The organism is Atlanticothrix silvestris CENA357 (assembly GCF_016056295.1).
GTDB classification, from domain to species: Bacteria; Cyanobacteriota; Cyanobacteriia; order Cyanobacteriales; family Nostocaceae; genus Atlanticothrix; species Atlanticothrix silvestris.
The window spans coordinates 102,658-120,728 of the sequence record NZ_JAECZB010000062.1 but is presented as its reverse complement, the minus strand read 5'-3'; the positions used below and the strand labels follow the sequence as shown (position 1 = coordinate 120,728).

Below are 18,071 nucleotides of genomic sequence, written 5' to 3'. Positions count from 1 at the left end.
TCCCCAAAGGGGGCCCCACCTTCCCCTTTCCCCTTTACCCCTTCTTCTCCATGCCCATACCCAATGCCTAATCCCTTTGGAGAATGAGATTAATGAGTACAAATGCTAATACATCTCCAGCACAAGCAGGGAGTAATCTGAGTTTTTTTGAAAAATACCTCACCATTTGGGTATTTCTGTGCATCTTGGCGGGAATTGCCCTCGGAAGATTATTTCCACAGGTGGCAGTGACGTTGGATGCGATGAGTATCTATCAAGTGTCAATTCCCATTGCAGTATGTCTGTTTTTCATGATGTATCCCATCATGGTGAAAATAGATTTTACTCAAGCTGCCAATGCTATTCGTGCCCCAAAACCTGTAATTCTCACCTTGGTGGTGAACTGGTTGATTAAACCATTCACGATGGTAGTATTTGCCCAGTTTTTCTTGGGTTGGTTGTTCCGTCCGTTAATTACAGGGACAGAATTAATTCGTGGTAGCGAAGTAGCGATCGCCAATTCCTATATTGCCGGTACTATTCTACTGGGAATTGCTCCTTGTACTGCAATGGTATTGCTATGGGGTTATCTTTCCTACGGCAATCAGGGACACACTTTGGTAATGGTGAGTAATCAAAAGTCAAAACCTTTAAGTGATTTTAATCCTGAAGATTACAATGCTGTGATTTCTTTATGTGGTTGTGGAATCAATTTACCAGAAGCATGGTTACTAAGAGATGTGTTTGAAGATTGGCAACTTGATGATCCAAAAGAACAACCCATTGAAACATTTCGCCGTGTTAGAAATGAAGTAAAGGAACGAGTAATCAAGCTAATTACAGATCTAATTTAAATTTATTTGTGACTTTGTGCCTTTGTGGTGATAATTTAAACTGAAAGCCTTAGCCTTAGATCCCCGACTTCTCAAAGAAGTCGGGGATCTATAATTTTACTTCCACGGTGGGATGCGAATCATCAAGCTCGAAAGCTAAAATATAACTTTAACCATATTGTTGTGTAATTCGCACCCGTTTTGTGATTAATCAATACTCAGAAAACATCCTCAACCGTCAACTAGAAACATTAAATACAGGCTATAAATTTAGCTGGTTTGATTGGTTTTGCCTGTGGTATCCTCCAGGCTGGCTAATTTTATTTAATCGCCACTGGCAACATTATCACGATGATCCAGATGGTTGGAATTGGCTGGAATATGGATTATTTTTGATTCCTGGCGGATTTTATCTGGCGTTGCTGAGTCGATGGTTGCGTTTGGGTTGTCGTTCACCACGCAAAGAAGTTAGTGAATTTAATTCCAAATATCAACAAGCTTTTCGTCAAGAAGTTGTAGCTCCCATTGTTAAATATTATTTTCGAGGAGAATTACAACAAATTGAGAACTTACCGCCAGCAGGGCCAATAGTTGTGGCCATGAATCATGCAGGGATGTCCTTTCCGTGGGACTTTTTGACCTTGGGTTATTTATTGGGTGATGCACGAGGATGGACGGTACAATTCCTAGCAAATACAGTATTATTTGAGCATCCTTGGGTGATTTGGTGGCTACCATCTCAATGGTCACAAGTTTTAGGCGGTGTGCGAGCAGAGTTCAATGATTTTGAAGCAGCCATAGCCCAAAGAAAAACTCTCCTATACGCACCCGAAGGTGTACGCGGTCCGCTAAAAGGTTGGAAAAGACGCTATCAACTAGAAAAGTTTGATGTCAGTTTTATTCAGCTGAGCGATCGCTATCATATTCCGATTTTGCCAGTTGTTTGCATTGGTAATGAATCCTTGCATCCTTGGACTATTAATTTTAAAAAATTACAACGACTATTCAAGTTACCATTTTTACCTATATCGCCTTTGATGCTGGTCTTGATTTTATTTCCCTCGATGGGAGTTTGGGCTATGAGAACTCGTCTGCGTTACTTTATTCAGCCTTTAGAATCAACAAGTTTAGAAACTAATTCAGGTAAAGGACGTGCAGCAGTTTATCAGCAAGCTCAACAATTACGAGAAAAAATGCAAATTCAAACCAATCAATTATTAACTGATGACTGAGTAACAGTCACCAAATAACGGTCATCAGTAAACGCGAAATTCCATCACTTTTAGAGGTGGGATGAGTCTTAAACTAACTCTACTGAAGCAGTGCCAAAGCGATAACCTTTACCGTAGACTGTGTGAATCATTGGAGTTTCATCACCTACCTCAATTTTGCGACGTAGTAGGCGGATTAATGCTGCTATCACATTGCTACTTGGTTGTTCGCCATCATGCCACAGATTTTGCATAATTTGGGCGTGAGTCAAAAGCTGTCCAGTGTGTTCCATAAAATATTGTAGTAACAGGCTTTCTTTTTGAGATAGTTCAATAATCCGTCCTTGGCGATAAGCTATTTGGTTTTCAAAATCAAGTTCTAAGTCAGCAACAGTTAAATGTCCTGTTGGAGTGTTGTGTACTTCCACACCAGAACGCCGTAATAACGCGCGGACTCTAGCTAGTAACTCCCGCAGTTCAAAAGGTTTAACTAAATAGTCATCCGCACCAGCATCTAAACCTTTTACACGGTCATCTAAAGTATCTTTGGCTGTGAGAAACAACACAGGAGTAGCTTTACCTTGGCGACGTAATTCCTGGCAAATTTCCAATCCTGTTTTTCCTGGTAGCATCCAATCTAAAATTAGCAGGTCATAACTGCCTACTTGCACAAGTTCACTGCCACTTGTACCATCATAAGCGGCATCTACAGTGTAACCCTCACGAGTTAACACACGGCTCAAAGGGTTAGTTAATTCAACTTCATCATCAACTAATAAAATTCTCATGCTGCTTGTGGTAAGCAATAGAGATATTCTCAATATAAATGAACTGCTAAGACAAAGACACTTGCATCCAGGGGTTTTTCCTATTGATCCAAGTGTCCATAGCTAAGGATACCAAGAAAAAGAATGCTGACTGTTGCGTTACCGAAAGGGGAACTACTTAAAAATAGCATCCGCCTGCTGCAATCTGTAGGATTGGATTTTAGTGCTTTTTTAGATTCAACAAACCGCCAACTTCAAATTCATGATGCTAGTGGACAAGCAAAAGGATTATTGGTACGCGGACAAGATGTGCCTGTGTATGTAGAATATGGTCAGGCACAACTGGGTATTATTGGTTATGATGTGCTGCGGGAAAAAAAGCCGCAAGTTGCACAGTTGGTTGATTTGCAATTTGGGTATTGTCGCATGTCGGTGGCAGTAAAAGCATCTAGTGCTTATAAATCACCTTTAGATTTACCAGCTCATGGTCGAGTTGCTTCTAAGTATGTCAATTGCGCTCGTGAATATTTTCATAGTCTGGATTTACCCGTGGAAATAGTCCCCTTGTATGGTTCAGTAGAACTCGGCCCAATTACAGGGATGTCAGAGGCGATTGTAGATTTGGTTTCTACAGGGCGAACTTTGCGCGAAAATGGCTTAATTGAGATTACTACCTTGTATGAAAGCACGGCGCGATTGATTGCCCATCCCCTGAGTTATCGCCTGAATACAGGTAATCTCAGTGATTTAATTGAAAAACTGCGAGAGACAGTTTTAATGCCGATTTAACAAGCCCTGAAGGGGCGGGAACAGGCAGGGCAAACGCATCTAAAGCATAAGAATCCTTCAATGGCAAGGGTTTCGGCGTTTTCTAATTTAGCCTATTTTTTCATCAAGATCCTTGTCCAGTAGGGGTTTCGGAAATCCCGTGCGTTCGCCCTGCGGGAACAGGAGATAGGGAACAGGGAACAGAGAAGACAAAATTAGCCCCAATGCCAGTTCCCTGTTATATTTCACCTTCCTAAAAATATCTCAATAATCGTAAATGACTTTTTTATCTAAAAGTGCTGATTAATTTGTTTACACTATAGTTATCTGTATAGCAAAAATGTGGGACAGATGCTTCCCTCTTTTGAAAGTACTTGTTAATAAAAATTCCAAAAAACTTCTCCAAAAGTCACAGGTAACAAGATATTCAATCTAACCAAAGATTAAGTCAGTCATTAAGCATCCAAAATACTTAACTAAACCTTTTTTACAACTTTTTAATAAAAATAAATTGATGAAAATTGAATTTAATAACGATGAAGCGGTGAGACTTGCAGCTCTGCGCCAGTATCAGATACTTGATACTGAACCCGAAGAAACTTATGATAATCTTGCCCAGTTAGCTGCTTTTATTTGTGGTACACCCATAGCCTTGGTAAATTTTATTGATGAAAATCGTCAGTGGTTTAAGGCAAAACTGGGGCTGGATGTACCAGAAATGCCCCGTAATGTAGGTTTATCTTACCTTTGTCAAGAACGACGAGACATTGTAGTAGTTCCGGATACGTTGGCTGATGAAAAGTTGGCCATTAATCCAGTGGTAACTGACTATCCATATATACGATTTTATGCAGGCGTACCATTAATCACTCCCAAGGGAGATATGTTAGGAACTCTCTGCGTAATTGACCATGTTCCGCGAGAATTGAACCAAAAACAAATAGATGCACTGCTAGCTCTCGGTCGTCAGGTTCTCACTCAATTAGAGCTAAGGCGAAATTTAGCTGAAGTGTGCCGTGTTTCTGCCGAACAAAAGCAAACAGAAGCATTATTAAAACACAGTCAGCAAGAGCTGAGAGATTTTGTAGAGAATGCTACTGTGGGGATGCATTGGGTCGAAGCAGATGGCACAATTGTCTGGGCAAACCAAGCAGAACTAGATCTTTTAGGCTATACGCGTTCTGAGTATGTTGGACATTCTATTACTGAGTTTCATGCTGACCCCGATGTGATTAAAGACATTTTGCAAAGGCTAAGCAGAAATGAAATATTACAAAATTATGAAGCTCAGCTCCGATGCAAAGATGGCTCAATTCGCCATGTTCTGATTCACTCGAACGTGTATTGGGAAGATGGTAAATTTATCCATACGCGATGTTTTACACGAGACATTACTGAGCGCAAACAAGTAGAAGCTGCTTTGAAAGAAAGCGAACAACAATTAAAATTGGCTTTTCAGGCTGCTAAGCTCGGTTCTTGGCAACTCAATTTGCAAACGGGAGAGTTGTCTACATCCAGCCAGTGCAAAGAAAACTTTGGTTTGCCTCTCGAAGCGGCATGTTCACACAATGATTTACTGGCATGTATTCATCCTGACGATCGCTTTTACATGCAAGATTTAATCAAACAAGCTCTCAAGAACAAGTGCGATTATGAAGCAGAGTACCGCAGCATTTGGCCTGATGGCAGTGTTCATTGGATTTTAGCTAGAGGTCTGGGAATTTACTCCCCTGATGGTAATCCCACTCGCATAATTGGTGTAACAATGGATATCACCGATCGCAAGCGTGTAGAAGAGGAATTAAAACAGCAAAACCTGCGATCGCAATTATTTGCAGAAATTACTCTGAAAATTCGTGAATCTTTACAACTAGAAGAAGTTTTGCAAACCACGGTTACAGAGGTACAAAAACTACTCCATGCTGACCGAGTATTGATTTTTAGACTTTGGTCTGATGGGTCAGGAACAGTGGTACAAGAGGCGGTGCTACCCGGTTGGCCTATAGTTCTAGGAAGAAATATTCTCGATCCCTGCTTTCAACAAGACTACGTGGAAAAATACCGTCAAGGAAGAGTCAGTGCAATTGTAGATATTGAACATGCTAATATTCAAGACTGTCATCGGAAATTTCTTCAGCAGTTTGGTGTTAAAGCTAATTTAGTAGTACCAATTCTTGTTAGGGAAGGTATTTGGGGCTTGCTAGTTGCCCATCAGTGTGCTTCACCACGACATTGGAGTAACTTTGAGTTGGAGTTATTGCAACAGCTAGCGAACCAGATTGGGATTGCTCTATCTCAAACACAACTATTAGAACGAGAAACTCGTCAACGCCAAGAATTAGCGCGTTCCAATGCTGAATTAGAGCAATTTGCCTATGTTGCTTCCCATGATTTGCAAGAGCCGTTGCGGATGGTGACTAGTTATTTACAGCTACTAGAACGCAAATATAAGAGCCAGCTAGACAACAGCGCAGAACAGTTTATTACCTACGCTGTGGACGGGGCGCGGCGGATGCAGTCTCTAATTAACGATTTGTTGAACTATTCCCGTGTCAGTACCCGTGGGCAACCCTTCGAGCAGGTTGATTGTACAGCAGTTTTTGAACGGGCGATCGCTAATCTGAAATTTGCTATTGAAGAGAGTGACGCGCTGATCACCCATGATCCTTTACCTACAGTCATGGGTGATGCAACCCAGTTGACACAAGTTTTCCAAAACCTGATAGGTAATGCAATTAAATTCCGTAGGGAACTACCACCACAAATTCATATTAAAGCAGTCAGGGGAACGGGGGAAGCAGAGGAGCAGGGAGCAGGGGAACTTCTCACTCCAAATTCTTCGCTCAACACTCAAACTAATGAATGGTTGTTCTCAGTGAGCGATAATGGAATTGGTATAGAAAGCCAATATGCAGAACGCATTTTTGTGATTTTTCAACGCTTGCATGGTAGAAGTAAGTATTCAGGTACTGGAATTGGTTTGGCAATTTGTAAGAAAATTATAGAGCGCCACGGTGGTCGTATCTGGGTTGAGTCAAAACAAGGTCAAGGCTCAATTTTCTATTTCACTATTTCAGATCAAGCAGGTCAAGCTGCTTTACAGGGAATTGGGGATTAGGGACTTCCAACCAAGTAAGCCAGCCCGGCGAAGTACGCTGGACTCACTATAAAAAATGCCTAAAATTCTCCCAAAAAACTAATTACGAATTACGAATTACGTTAGCGCAGCGTTAGCGACGCAGGAGCGTCATTACGAATTACGAATTACGAATTAAAAATATCCAGCCCGGTCAACAATAGTGAATATCACATCAGCAATTATGCCTATTGAGGTTTTGTTAGTAGAAGATAATCCCGGCGATGCCCAACTCACACGAATCGCTCTGGAAGATAGCAAAATCTCTGTTAATCTGAATGTGGTTGAAGATGGAGTGGAGGCAATGGCATTTTTGCGAAAACAAGAAAAATATGCTAGAGTCCCACATCCAGATATTGTACTGCTCGATTTAAATCTACCCAGAAAAGACGGTCGGGAAGTACTAGCAGAAATCAAAACTGACCCTACTCTCAAGCGAATTCCTGTAGTGGTTTTAACAACTTCTCAAGCAGAAGAAGACATTCTCAAAGCTTATAACCTTGCTGCCAACTGTTATATAACTAAACCCGTTGATTTCGATCAGTTCGTTAAAATTGTACAGTCCATAGAAGATTTTTGGTTTGCGATTGTAAAACTGCCACCGGAGTAATGGCAATGGCAGGTGAACTCATTAAAGTGTTGTTAGTTGAAGATAACCCTGGTGATGTTTTCTTATTGCAAGAGTTATTAAAGGAAGTAACTGCTGTAAGGGTGGAGTTACAGCCGGTTGAGCAACTATCCCAAGCCCTGGAGTGCTTAGTTAGCAACAGCTTTGATGTGATGCTGTTAGATCTTTCTTTACCTGATAGTCAGGGAATGGAAACTTTTGTCAGGGCGACTCGTCAAGCGAAAGCAACTCCCATTATTGTACTAACAGGTTTAGATGATGAAACCTTAGCACTGCGAGCAATGCAAGAAGGAGCGCAGGATTATTTAGTCAAAGGAAAAGTCACTGGGGACTTGTTAGTGCGTTCCATGCGTTATGCGATCGAGCGTCAGCGCGTAGAAGATGCATTGCGACAAAGTGAAGAACGCTTTCGAGTTGCCTTAAAAAATTCTCCAATTTTTGTTTTCAACCAAGACAAAGAGTTAAATTATACCTGGGTTTATAATCCTATTTCTGGATGGACAGTCGAAGAAATGTTGGGTAAACATGATTTCGATTTGATCCCAGTTAAAGATGCTGAACGTCTGACTGCCATTAAACATAGTGTGCTGATCAGCGGTATAGGTACTAGAGAAGAAGTATCGATCACCACTCCCCAAGGAATTCGATATTACGATTTGACCGTCGAACCCTTGCGGAATGAGTCACAAGAAATCATCGGCATAACCTGTGCCAGTATTGACATCAGCGAGCGTCAAGCCGCGCAACGCGATCGCTTATTAGCTGAAGAAAAAATCCGCCAACAAGCAGCATTATTAGATGTCACTACTGATGCTATCTGTGTGCGCGATTTAGAAAATAAAATTCTCTTTTGGAACAAAGGCGCAGAAAATCTCTATGGTTGGAAGGCTGACGAGGTTTATGGTAAAAATGCCAGTGAAGTTTTATGTAACGAACCTTCCCCAGAATTTGAAGCAGCTTTGTTAAATGTAATTACCAAAGGAAACTGGCAAGGCGAGTTAACAAAAAATACCAAAACTGATAGAGAAATATTAGTTGCGAGTCGTTGGAGTTTGGTAAGCGATGCTTGGGGAAAACCCAAATCAATTCTCTCTGTAGATACAGACATTACCGAAAAGAAACAATTAGAAGCACAGTTGTTTCGTGCCCAACGCTTGGAAAGCATTGGTACCCTAGCTAGTGGTATTGCTCACGACCTCAACAATATCCTGACACCGATTTTAGCAGGGGCGCAACTTCTACCACTAAAATTTCCGGATGCAGACGAACGAACTCAGCATTTATTAGAGATTTTGGAAATTAATGCTAGACGTGGAGCAGATTTAGTCAAGCAGGTTTTGTCGTTTGCGCGGGGTGTAGAGGGTAAACACATCACTTTGCAAATCAGACACTTAATTACAGAAGTTGCCAAAATTCTCAAAGAGACGTTTCCCAAATCCATCGAAATTTCTATCGATGTTCCACAAGATTTGTGGCTGGTTTCTGGAGATAGTACTCAACTCCATCAAGTATTAATGAATTTGTGTGTCAATGCCCGTGATGCCATGCCTAATGGCGGTACTTTAACCATCTCTGCGGAAAATCTTTTTATTGACGAAAATTATGTTCGTATGAACCTAGAAGCCAAGATAGGGCCATACACAGTAATTACTGTTTCAGATACGGGGGTTGGCATCCCTGCTGAAGTTTTAGATAGAATTTTTGAGCCGTTCTTTACCACAAAAGATGTAGGACAAGGTACGGGTTTGGGGCTTTCTACTGTACTGGGGATTATGAAAAGCCACGGTGGTTTTGTCAACGTTTACAGTGAGGTAGGAAGTGGAACTTACTTTAAAGTGTATTTACCAGCAGTCGGAGGAACAGAAACACTCAGCACAGAAACAACTAAACCACTTTTAGGAGATGAAGAACTAATTCTAGTTGTGGATGATGAATCCGCAATTCTGGATATTACCAAAACGTCCCTAGAAACTCACCAATACCAAACTCTGATTGCTAGGGATGGTATTGAGGCGATCGCACAATACGCTCAACACGCAGATCAAATCAGTGCTGTGCTAATAGATATCATGTTGCCTACATTAGACGGTTTAACTGCTATCCGCACCTTGAAGAAAATTAACCCTAAAGTCAAAATTGTTGCCACTAGCGGGCTAATGTCGAGCAATAAGCTAAAAGCATTGGCTGATATTGGTGTAACTACCTTTTTATCGAAACCCTATACTATTAATGAATTATTGCTGACTTTGCAAAAGGCACTCAATCAAAAAGGGTGATGAAAACTCCACCCACAAGGGGATAGAGTTTTGTCAGTTGTCAGTCGTCAGTTGTGTAGTATAATACTTCCGCCATTTTTTATAGGTTGGGTTGAGCTACCAACCCGCAGCCTAGTGCTGCAAAAAGCGTCAAAGGGAAACGCATACTTTGACCTTATTTCAAAAAGCATCGCGCGATCGCTTCACACTAATTCATCTATCGTAATCAGGAATTACTCAACGATACAGCGATCGCATAAGCCCTGAACTGTAACTTCGTAGGTTTCTCCACGCAAACCAGGGCGGAGATTTTTCAGTTCTATGCACTGAAAATTATTCCAAGCAATGTCTTCAATAGCACCACATTGACGACAGCAGAAGTGATGATGAGGTTCAACTTTGGCATCATAGCGAGAAACCCCTTCCTCTAGCAGCACTTCCCGCACCAGACCCACTTCTCGTAAAGCCTGCAAAGAACTATAAATCGTTGCCTGCGATGAGACGGGAAAATCTTTGTTGAGATCGGTCAGGATTTGTTCAACTGTAGGGTGGTCGGCACGAGATAACAAATTTGCATATACCGCAAATCGCTGAGGGGTCACTCTCAAACCCCTAGCCTTTAAGGTTTGAACAATTGCGTTTGCTTGTTGCTGCATACTTGCTGCTGCATTTAATGATATGTTACTTGATTATAATCCATACTAGTAATAAATTAATATTATGTTTAATTTTTTAAAATATTTAAGTATTTATAACTATTGAATATTTATTAAATCAGAATTATTCTGATTTACGAGCTGCAAAACGCAACCGCAAACTGACACACCCACTAATTGAGAGGTTAAATATAGCTATGATTACAAAAGTCCCTAACGTTGTATTTAAAACCCGTGTTCGTGATGAGTCCATTGGTGGATCAAATCCCTTCCGTTGGCAAGATCTCACCACTCAAGAAATTTTCGGTGGTAAGCGCGTTGTTGTATTTTCACTACCAGGAGCTTTTACCCCTACCTGTTCCACCTCACATCTTCCTCGCTATGAAGAACTTTACGCAGATTTCCAAGCCTTAGGGGTTGATGCAGTAATCTGTGTATCTGTGAATGATGCTTTTGTCATGTACCAGTGGGGTAAGCAACAAAATGCTAAGAATGTTTTCTTGCTCCCTGATGGCAATGGTGAATTTACTCGTAAAATGGGAATGTTAGTTGATAAATCTAACCTGGGCTTTGGAATGCGCTCTTGGCGTTACTCAATGGTAGTTAACGACTGCAACATCGAAAAAATATTCATTGAGCCAGGTTTTGAAGATGTTTGCGCCATAGATCCGTTTGAAGTCTCAGATGCTGACACTATGCTGTCTTACCTCAAAGAAGCTAAGACTGCCGTTGCTGTTTAACCTTGACAGAATTTAAATAATCGACACGATATCAATATTATGTAGAGGCGTGGTAATGTCACGCCTCTACAAGAAATCTCAACCTGGGGGACACATGAGTTACGATTTCGACCTATTTGTAATTGGTGCAGGCTCAGGTGGTATTGCGACCGCCAGACGAGCAGCAGAATATGGTGCCAAGGTAGGGATTGCTGAGTTTGACAGACTAGGCGGAACCTGCGTCAATCGTGGCTGTGTCCCTAAAAAGTTAATGGTTTACGCCTCTCATTTTCCTGATTTATTTGAGGATGCCCAAGGGTATGGCTGGAGTCCAGTCAAAAGTTCTCTAGATTGGGAAAAAATGATAACGGCAGTCAACAATGAGGTAATTCGCCTCAATGGGATTTATCAAAACATGCTGGATAAATCCAAAGTGGAACTCTTAGAAGGACATGGCAAATTTGTTGATGCCCATACAATTGTAGTTGGCGAACGCCAAGTGACCGCAGATAAAATTCTGATTGCTGTGGGTGGTCATCCCATTAAACCAAACATTTTGGGAATTGAACATGCCATTACCTCCGATGATATTTTTCACCTCAAAGAACAGCCTAAACGCATGGTAATTTTGGGAGGAGGTTACATTGGTTCAGAATTTGCCTGCATCTTGAATGGCATGGGAACTGAAGTTACCCAAGTCATTCGTGGGGACAAAATTTTGCGTGGCTTCGATGATGATTTGCGGACTGAAATTCATCAAGCGATGGGTAATCACGGGATTAAAATTATTAACAACAGCGAATTGATTGCGATTGAAAAAGATTCAGAAGGAGTCAAAGTTACAGTCCGCGGGAGTGCTGAATCTGAAGAAACAGTTGTTGTTGATGTCGTGAGTTTAGCGGCGGTTGGTCGCAAACCAAATACCCAAAACTTAGGTTTAGAAAACACCAAAGTCAAGCGTCACGATGGAGCAATTGTTGTTGATAAATACAGTCAAACAGCTGAAGAAAGTATCTATGCAGTCGGAGATTGTACAGATAACATTAACCTAACTCCAGTAGCAATTAATGAAGGTCGGGCGTTGGCAGACACCTTATTTGGTGGTAAGTCTCGGTTCATGAGTTATGAAAATATTCCAACAGCTATCTTTACAACACCAGAAGCTGCAACTGTCGGACTAACCGAGGCAGAAGCCAGAGAAAAATACGGTGATGCGGTGAAGATTTATCGGACTCGTTTCCGACCGATGTACTACACCTTAGCTGGTAAAGACGAAAAAACCATGATGAAATTGGTAGTCGATCAAAATACCGATAAGGTGTTGGGGGCGCACATGGTGGGAACAAGTTCCGCAGAGATTATTCAGGGTGTAGCGATCGCTGTTAAGATGGGTGCGACCAAAGCAAACTTTGATGCCACAGTGGGAATCCATCCTACTTCTGCTGAAGAATTTGTTACTATGCGATGAGGACATGGGGCATAAGGCATAGGGCATAGGGAAGAGTTACCAATGCCTTATATCTGCAAGTACCGCGTGATTTTTCATCTTTTCTCTTTTATACTTCAGACTTCCTTAAGTACACTATTTCATTAATTCATAGCGAATGAATTTGGCCAATCTCTGTGCCCCTCTGCGTTTTCCTTTGCGTTTTTAAACGCTACAATTTTATGCAAAGCTGTACTTAACCCTTCACTATAGTTTGTAGACCTTGCACTAATCTATCCATACCTTCTTTGGCAGTATCTTTTTGCAACGCACCATAAGCAACTCGCAGATAACATCCGTCGTTCATGCCAAAGGTTGTACCGGGAATCACTGCTACTTTATATTCTTGAATTAATCTTTTGACTAATTCAAAAGTATCCATCTGAGTGTGAACTTTGAGAAAAAAATAAAAAGCCCCATTAGCAGGAATAATGCTACATAGATTTTCTAGTTCATTTAGGGCTACTATTACTAGTTGACGTACTTCAGCGATGCCTACGGCGGGCTGTGCCAACGCACCAATATTTTCTCTTAAATAGTCATCTTTTGCTTGCAATGCTCCTAAAGCTGCATACTGAGAAATTACTGGCGGACAAATCAAAATTGTATCCTGGACTTTTTTGACAGCCATAAATAAGTGTTGGGGAATCACCATATAGCCAATTCGCCAGCTAGCAAAACCGTAAGCTTTAGAAAGACTATAGAGTGAAATTGTATATTCTGTACTGCCAGCAAAAGCACCAGGGGAAACGTGTTTAACTTGGTTATAGGTAAAATACTCGTATGCTTCATCGCTAATGTGGTAAATGCCAAGTTCGCCACAAATTTGATTTACTTGGTGTAATAATGCTTGAGAATAGACAACTCCTGTGGGATTATTAGGGGAAATGGTGACGATCGCCCGTGTTTTTGATGTAATTGCTTGAGCGATCGCTTCTGGACGCAACTGGTAATTTTCGTCTGTCTCCACTAACACAGCTTGACAACTCGCCATTGCGATCGCCATTTCATGATTGAAATAATAGGGTGTATTGAGAATAATCTCATCACCTGGGGAAGTTATAGCCAGAATGGCATTCATAAACCCCATATTGCTACCTGCGGTGACAACAATACAATTTTCACCGTTGATTTCAATACCGTTAAAAGTTGACAATTTTGCTGTCAATGCTGCTAATAAAGGAGGAATACCCTCCACTGCTTTATATAAATTATTCGTGGGTTCGGCGAGGAATTTGGGCAAAAGTTCTATTGCTTCTGGTGGTGGATTATAGGAAACTACACCTTGCCCTAAAGATATAGTTCCAGGAGAGTTTTTAATCAGTTCCCCAACTATGGGGATAATTGGCGACTGTACCGCCTGCATACGGGAAATTAAAGATGTCATATTGAATTTTTACACTGATAGGGGTGGAGGAAACCGGATATCTTGCAATGAATTGCTCCACATTGGCACTGCGATGAATCGGTAAAACATATTCTAAATTTTAGAATGTTTTGCTACCGACAATAGGACTTTTATAAGTAGTTTTCTGTTTTAATGACTGATGTTACTTGCTCGTTGACAGTAAAACTCTATTTTTATCACTCTAATACGTCAATTCGCTTATTAAAAGTGTTAGCAATGAGTTATAAAAACAATCTTTATATTATTTTTATAATAATTATTTTTTCTAAGGAAGAAATTAAGAAAAAAGCTCAATTTATAGTTGACACCTTCTATTTTCATAGCTAGACTTTTGAAGTCCTCCACTGTTGGAAAATCGTAAATGAGTATTTTTTCCGGCAAAGTGACCTTGGTAACGGGTGGTGCTTCTGGCTTGGGGGAAGGGTTGTGTGAAGAACTTTCGCGGCGCGGTGCTAGAGTCGTAGTTACTGACATTAATGCAGAAGCTGCACACTTACTAGCAAAGCGTTTGCAGCAAGCAGGAGGAAATGTAGAAGCTGCGAGTTTAGATGTGACAAGCCTAGAATCTGTTGCAGAGGTTATAAGTACAGTTGTAGATAGCTACGGACGTATAGACTATGTATTTAATAACGCTGGCATTGCAGTAGGTGGCGAATTTCAGGAACTAGATTTAGCTACCTGGCAACGCGTTGTGGATGTGAATTTACTAGGTGTGGTGTACGTTATGTACACAGTCTATAAGCAGATGATATCCCAGCGTAGTGGTCACATTGTCAATATTGCTTCTATGTATGCTTTAATGCCTGGTCTGTTGTGTGCGCCTTATGTAGCAACTAAACATGCCTTGAGTGGTCTTACTCAATCTGTGGCATCTGAAGCAAAAAACCTTGGCATCAAGCTGACACTCGTATGTCCCGGCTATATTGATACCAATCTTTTCAAAAGTGGTGCATACGGCAAAAGCGTCAATGCAGAGCAGATTAAAACTCGTATTCCTTTAAAGTTTATTGATGTGCCGACTGCGGTCAAAAATATACTATGTGGGGTGGAAAGTGGACAGTTAATTGTAGCGTTTCCCAGATACGTACATCTATTTTGGTGGATATATCGCCTAAGTCCACAGTTGTCGTTGCTTATCAATAAATTGATTATGCGTGACCAGCGTGAACGTTATGACTCCCCAATCTAGGATGTCTTGTTAAGAGTTAAACCTGGACACAAACTATAATTTAAGTAGGTCGGCGTAAATAATTATTGTTGGGATAAGGCAGGGAGCAGGGAGCAGGGGGAGAAAGAGTTTGAGCCTTATTTACTTTTATTCACACAGTTTGGTTTTATTGCACTGACTTACTTATAAGGGGAATTTTACCTAAATAATTTGTGTGGTTGATTTTTTCGTATCTGTGTAATGAGGCTCCAGTCGTGCCTAAGAATCTGTGAAGAGTGATTCCTTACCTTTGTCTTACGGCTTTCGTATTCCCAATTCGTAACTTCATCTGTTCACAACGCACAGTTAAAAAAGGCTGGCTTAAATTCATTCCAGAAAAAGGACTTTCAGTAGGCACTTCTAACTCAGAAGTAACCAAACCCAACAAAGACTCACAAACAGCCGGGAATGTCACCAAATTACTACCCATTGCACTAAAGGTAGATACAGCTAACTGCTGTCGCCATGCTAAGTTTTGCTGATTGTAGTTAAGAGTACATAACTGCCGGTTTCCCTGACGGACAGTGACACGCTTTCCTTGTTCCCAAGTAAAATCAGCCATTTCCTTCGGTAGTCCCCAAATCTCTCGACCACCAGCCACTGAGTCGGGGTTATCAACATAAATATGGGAAATCCAAGGGCCGATTTTACCGCGATAACTAACTACAGCTGGTACAACAATTAACTCACTGTACTCCAGCACCGAGCCTGAACCATAAAAAGATAAATACACAGCACCGAGTGTTTTACCCGGCCATATAGAAAGAATGTTTAACTCAGCAGGAATCAAGGGACGCGATCGCTCTATATTAACCAAATGTAGAGTTTGAATAGCGTAGCCTTGAAGTGTCCAAGGTGTGGGTGGGTATGACATAAAAGAGTGCACACTGAAACTTAAAACTTCAAAAGACTCAAATATTAATTACTCGGCACTCATAATTCATCACTCTTAACTGATAAAAAAAATCCCCACCCAGGCAAATGCTTGGATGGGTAATATGAGTTAGGGGAATAGGTAATATTCCCTACACAATAATCAGAATTATTTGCTCTCAGTGAAATCAGCGTCAATTACATCATCACCACTGTTAGAAGAAGTAGAACCGCTATCTTGAGGGCTTGGGCCTGGGCCAGCAGAGGCATCACCACCAGCTTGTTGATAGATATTGCTACCAATAGCAAATAAAGCTTGTTGTAGTTCTGGAGTCAGTTTCTTAATCTGCTCGTCGTCTTCTTGAGCAACTGCGTCCTTCAGTTCTTTCACCAAACCATCGACCTTAGTCTTGTCAGCATCGGGAACTTTATCTCCCAACTCTTGTAGCTGTTTTTCGGCTTGGTAGGCCAAGGTTTCTGCTTGATTTTTGCGCTCAATCTTTTCACGCCGTTCTTTATCCGAAGAAGCATTTTGTTCAGCTTCTCGAACCATCCGGTCAACATCGGATTTATCCAAGGTGGAAGCGCCAGTAATACTGATGGACTGTTCTTTACCAGTACCTTTATCCTTAGCGGTGACGTTAAGGATACCGTTGGCATCAATATCGAAGGTCACTTCAATTTGGGGGACACCGCGTGGTGCTGGAGGAATGCCATCTAGGCGGAAGGTTCCCAAACTCTTGTTATCGTTAGCAAATTCCCGTTCACCTTGAAGAACGTGAATTTCCACATTGCTTTGACCATCTACCGCAGTCGAAAATACTTCCGATTTCTTGGTAGGAATTGTCGTGTTGCGAGGAATAATTTTGGTCATCACACCGCCTAAGGTTTCTACACCCAAGGACAGTGGAGTTACGTCTAACAACAAGATACCTGTGACATCACCTGCTAGTACACCCGCTTGAATGGCTGCACCAACTGCCACAACTTCATCAGGGTTAACGCTTTGGTTGGGGTCTTTACCTAATACCTGCTTCACAACCTGTTGGACTGCGGGAATACGGGTAGAACCACCAACTAGTACCACTTCATCAATATCACCTTTGCTTAATTTGGCATCCCGGAGTGCATTTTCAACGGGGATGCGGCAACGGTCGATTAAGTCAGAGCAAAGTTCTTCAAACTTAGCACGAGTCAAGGTTGTATCCAGATGCTTGGGGCCATCCTGGGTAGCAGTGATAAATGGCAGGTTGATTTCCGCTTGGGTAACACTAGAAAGCTCAATTTTTGCTTTTTCTGCGGCTTCAGTCAGACGTTGTAAGGCTTGTCTGTCTTTGCGTAGTTCAATACCTTCGTCTTTTTTAAACTGTTCAGCTAAGAAGTCAACTATTTTTTTATCGAAGTCGTCACCACCGAGGTGGGTATCACCAGATGTCGCTAATACTTCAAATACTCCGTCACCTACTTCCAGAACTGATACGTCGAAGGTACCGCCACCCAAGTCAAATACGAGGATAGTTTCATTACTCTTTTTATCAAAGCCGTAAGCCAGAGAAGCAGCAGTAGGCTCGTTGATAATTCGCAGAACTTCAATGCCTGCAATCTTGCCAGCGTCTTTTGTGGCTTGCCGCTGAGAGTCGTTGAAGTATGCTGGCACAGTGATTACTGCTTGGGTTACAGTTTCACCCAGGTATTTGCTAGCGTCTTCAACTAATTTGCGGAGGACTTTTGCAGAAATTTCTTCGGGAGCAAAGGGTTTCCCAGCTATGGGACAATCTACTTTGACATTACCGTTACTGCTAAGGACTTTGTAAGAAACTTCTGTAGCCTCATTACTAACTTCGTCGTAGCGGCGACCAATGAACCGTTTGACAGAGTAAAACGTATTTTCAGGGTTCATCACCGCTTGACGTTTGGCGATTTGACCAACTAAGTTATCGCCATTTTTTGCAAATGCAACCACAGACGGTGTTGTCCGAAAACCTTCTGCGTTCGCAATAACCGTGGGTTTACCACCTTCCATCACTGCTACGCAGGAGTTCGTCGTACCTAAGTCAATTCCAACTACTTTTGCCATTTTAAGTGCTGGCTCCGTATAACTACTAAATGAATGGGAATATAAAGGACTAATTTTTGAACCAACTG

General features: G+C 41.5%; 13 protein-coding genes and 2 pseudogenes. 10 read left to right on the top strand and 5 right to left on the bottom strand.

The window, feature by feature from the left end:
• Window positions 1-92: 92 nt before the first annotated feature.
• The 3 genes and pseudogenes from I8751_RS30085 to I8751_RS17650 form a co-directional block, all read left to right on the top strand.
• Window positions 93-611 (top strand): annotated as a pseudogene (locus tag I8751_RS30085) (arsenic resistance protein); the annotation flags it as partial.
• Window positions 606-833 (top strand): annotated as a pseudogene (locus I8751_RS30080) (ArsC family transcriptional regulator); the annotation flags it as partial. The pseudogenes I8751_RS30085 and I8751_RS30080, both read left to right, overlap by 6 nt.
• 182 nt (window positions 834-1,015) lie before the next feature.
• Window positions 1,016-2,044 carry a 1-acyl-sn-glycerol-3-phosphate acyltransferase gene (locus tag I8751_RS17650; RefSeq protein WP_214440428.1) on the top strand — a complete coding sequence of 343 codons (1,029 nt, stop codon included), beginning with the start codon at window positions 1,016-1,018 and terminating at the stop codon, window positions 2,042-2,044.
• A gap of 68 nt (window positions 2,045-2,112) precedes the next feature.
• On the opposite strand, the gene rppA is transcribed toward I8751_RS17650, so the two are convergent.
• Window positions 2,113-2,811: a two-component system response regulator RppA gene (gene rppA, locus I8751_RS17645; protein WP_214440427.1), complete on the bottom strand. Its 699-nt coding sequence runs from the start codon at window positions 2,809-2,811 to the stop codon at window positions 2,113-2,115.
• 123 nt (window positions 2,812-2,934) lie between these two features.
• On the opposite strand from rppA, the gene hisG reads away from it, so the two are divergent.
• The 4 genes from hisG to I8751_RS17625 all read left to right on the top strand — a co-directional run bounded on the left by hisG (window position 2,935) and on the right by I8751_RS17625 (window position 9,598).
• The gene (gene hisG / locus I8751_RS17640; RefSeq protein ID WP_214440426.1) at window positions 2,935-3,579 is read left to right on the top strand and encodes an ATP phosphoribosyltransferase; all 645 of its coding nucleotides are present in this window, start codon (window positions 2,935-2,937) and stop codon (window positions 3,577-3,579) included.
• Window positions 3,580-4,072: 493 nt separating this feature from the next.
• Entirely contained in the window at window positions 4,073-6,676 is a 2,604-nt protein-coding gene (locus I8751_RS17635; RefSeq protein WP_214440425.1) for a GAF domain-containing protein, read from the top strand.
• Between the two features lie 202 nt (window positions 6,677-6,878).
• Window positions 6,879-7,304: a response regulator gene (locus I8751_RS17630; protein WP_214440424.1), complete on the top strand. Its 426-nt coding sequence runs from the start codon at window positions 6,879-6,881 to the stop codon at window positions 7,302-7,304.
• Window positions 7,305-7,309: 5 nt separating this feature from the next.
• The gene (locus I8751_RS17625) at window positions 7,310-9,598 is read left to right on the top strand and encodes a hybrid sensor histidine kinase/response regulator (RefSeq protein WP_214440423.1); all 2,289 of its coding nucleotides are present in this window, start codon (window positions 7,310-7,312) and stop codon (window positions 9,596-9,598) included.
• A gap of 212 nt (window positions 9,599-9,810) precedes the next feature.
• Here I8751_RS17625 and I8751_RS17620 read toward each other — a convergent pair whose 3' ends face one another.
• Complete coding sequence (locus I8751_RS17620; RefSeq protein WP_214440422.1) at window positions 9,811-10,233, bottom strand: Fur family transcriptional regulator; 423 nt, start codon at window positions 10,231-10,233, stop codon at window positions 9,811-9,813.
• 191 nt (window positions 10,234-10,424) lie between these two features.
• Between I8751_RS17620 and I8751_RS17615 the strand changes: the two genes are divergently transcribed.
• Together I8751_RS17615 and gor are read left to right on the top strand one after the other, a co-directional pair.
• On the top strand, window positions 10,425-10,973 hold the full coding sequence (locus I8751_RS17615) for a peroxiredoxin (protein ID WP_214440438.1): 549 nt from the start codon (window positions 10,425-10,427) through the stop codon (window positions 10,971-10,973).
• 94 nt (window positions 10,974-11,067) lie between these two features.
• Window positions 11,068-12,420 carry a glutathione-disulfide reductase gene (gene gor, locus I8751_RS17610; RefSeq protein ID WP_214440437.1) on the top strand — a complete coding sequence of 451 codons (1,353 nt, stop codon included), beginning with the start codon at window positions 11,068-11,070 and terminating at the stop codon, window positions 12,418-12,420.
• Window positions 12,421-12,634: 214 nt separating this feature from the next.
• On the opposite strand, the gene I8751_RS17605 is transcribed toward gor, so the two are convergent.
• Window positions 12,635-13,825, bottom strand: coding sequence for a pyridoxal phosphate-dependent aminotransferase (locus I8751_RS17605; RefSeq protein WP_214440421.1), 1,191 nt, complete (start codon window positions 13,823-13,825; stop codon window positions 12,635-12,637).
• A 382-nt stretch (window positions 13,826-14,207) separates the two neighbouring features.
• On the opposite strand from I8751_RS17605, the gene I8751_RS17600 reads away from it, so the two are divergent.
• Window positions 14,208-15,035, top strand: coding sequence for an SDR family NAD(P)-dependent oxidoreductase (locus tag I8751_RS17600; RefSeq protein ID WP_214440420.1), 828 nt, complete (start codon window positions 14,208-14,210; stop codon window positions 15,033-15,035).
• A gap of 262 nt (window positions 15,036-15,297) precedes the next feature.
• On the opposite strand, the gene I8751_RS17595 is transcribed toward I8751_RS17600, so the two are convergent.
• Window positions 15,298-15,927, bottom strand: a complete 630-nt coding sequence (locus I8751_RS17595) for an acetoacetate decarboxylase family protein (protein WP_214440419.1) — start codon at window positions 15,925-15,927, stop codon at window positions 15,298-15,300.
• Between the two features lie 168 nt (window positions 15,928-16,095).
• Window positions 16,096-18,003 carry a molecular chaperone DnaK gene (gene dnaK / locus I8751_RS17590; RefSeq protein WP_214440418.1) on the bottom strand — a complete coding sequence of 636 codons (1,908 nt, stop codon included), beginning with the start codon at window positions 18,001-18,003 and terminating at the stop codon, window positions 16,096-16,098.
• Window positions 18,004-18,071: the final 68 nt, after the last annotated feature.

Bases quoted from the DNA above. Each gene is read 5' to 3' on its own strand.
- rppA (WP_214440427.1), bottom strand. From the start codon at position 2,811: ATGAGAATTTTATTAGTTGATGATGAAGTTGAATTAACTAACCCTTTG.
- hisG (WP_214440426.1), top strand. From the start codon at position 2,935: ATGCTGACTGTTGCGTTACCGAAAGGGGAACTACTTAAAAATAGCATC.
- I8751_RS17635 (WP_214440425.1), top strand. From the start codon at position 4,073: ATGAAAATTGAATTTAATAACGATGAAGCGGTGAGACTTGCAGCTCTG.
- I8751_RS17630 (WP_214440424.1), top strand. From the start codon at position 6,879: ATGCCTATTGAGGTTTTGTTAGTAGAAGATAATCCCGGCGATGCCCAA.
- I8751_RS17625 (WP_214440423.1), top strand. From the start codon at position 7,310: ATGGCAGGTGAACTCATTAAAGTGTTGTTAGTTGAAGATAACCCTGGT.
- I8751_RS17620 (WP_214440422.1), bottom strand. From the start codon at position 10,233: ATGCAGCAACAAGCAAACGCAATTGTTCAAACCTTAAAGGCTAGGGGT.
- gor (WP_214440437.1), top strand. From the start codon at position 11,068: ATGAGTTACGATTTCGACCTATTTGTAATTGGTGCAGGCTCAGGTGGT.
- I8751_RS17605 (WP_214440421.1), bottom strand. From the start codon at position 13,825: ATGACATCTTTAATTTCCCGTATGCAGGCGGTACAGTCGCCAATTATC.
- I8751_RS17600 (WP_214440420.1), top strand. From the start codon at position 14,208: ATGAGTATTTTTTCCGGCAAAGTGACCTTGGTAACGGGTGGTGCTTCT.
- I8751_RS17595 (WP_214440419.1), bottom strand. From the start codon at position 15,927: ATGTCATACCCACCCACACCTTGGACACTTCAAGGCTACGCTATTCAA.
- dnaK (WP_214440418.1), bottom strand. From the start codon at position 18,003: ATGGCAAAAGTAGTTGGAATTGACTTAGGTACGACGAACTCCTGCGTA.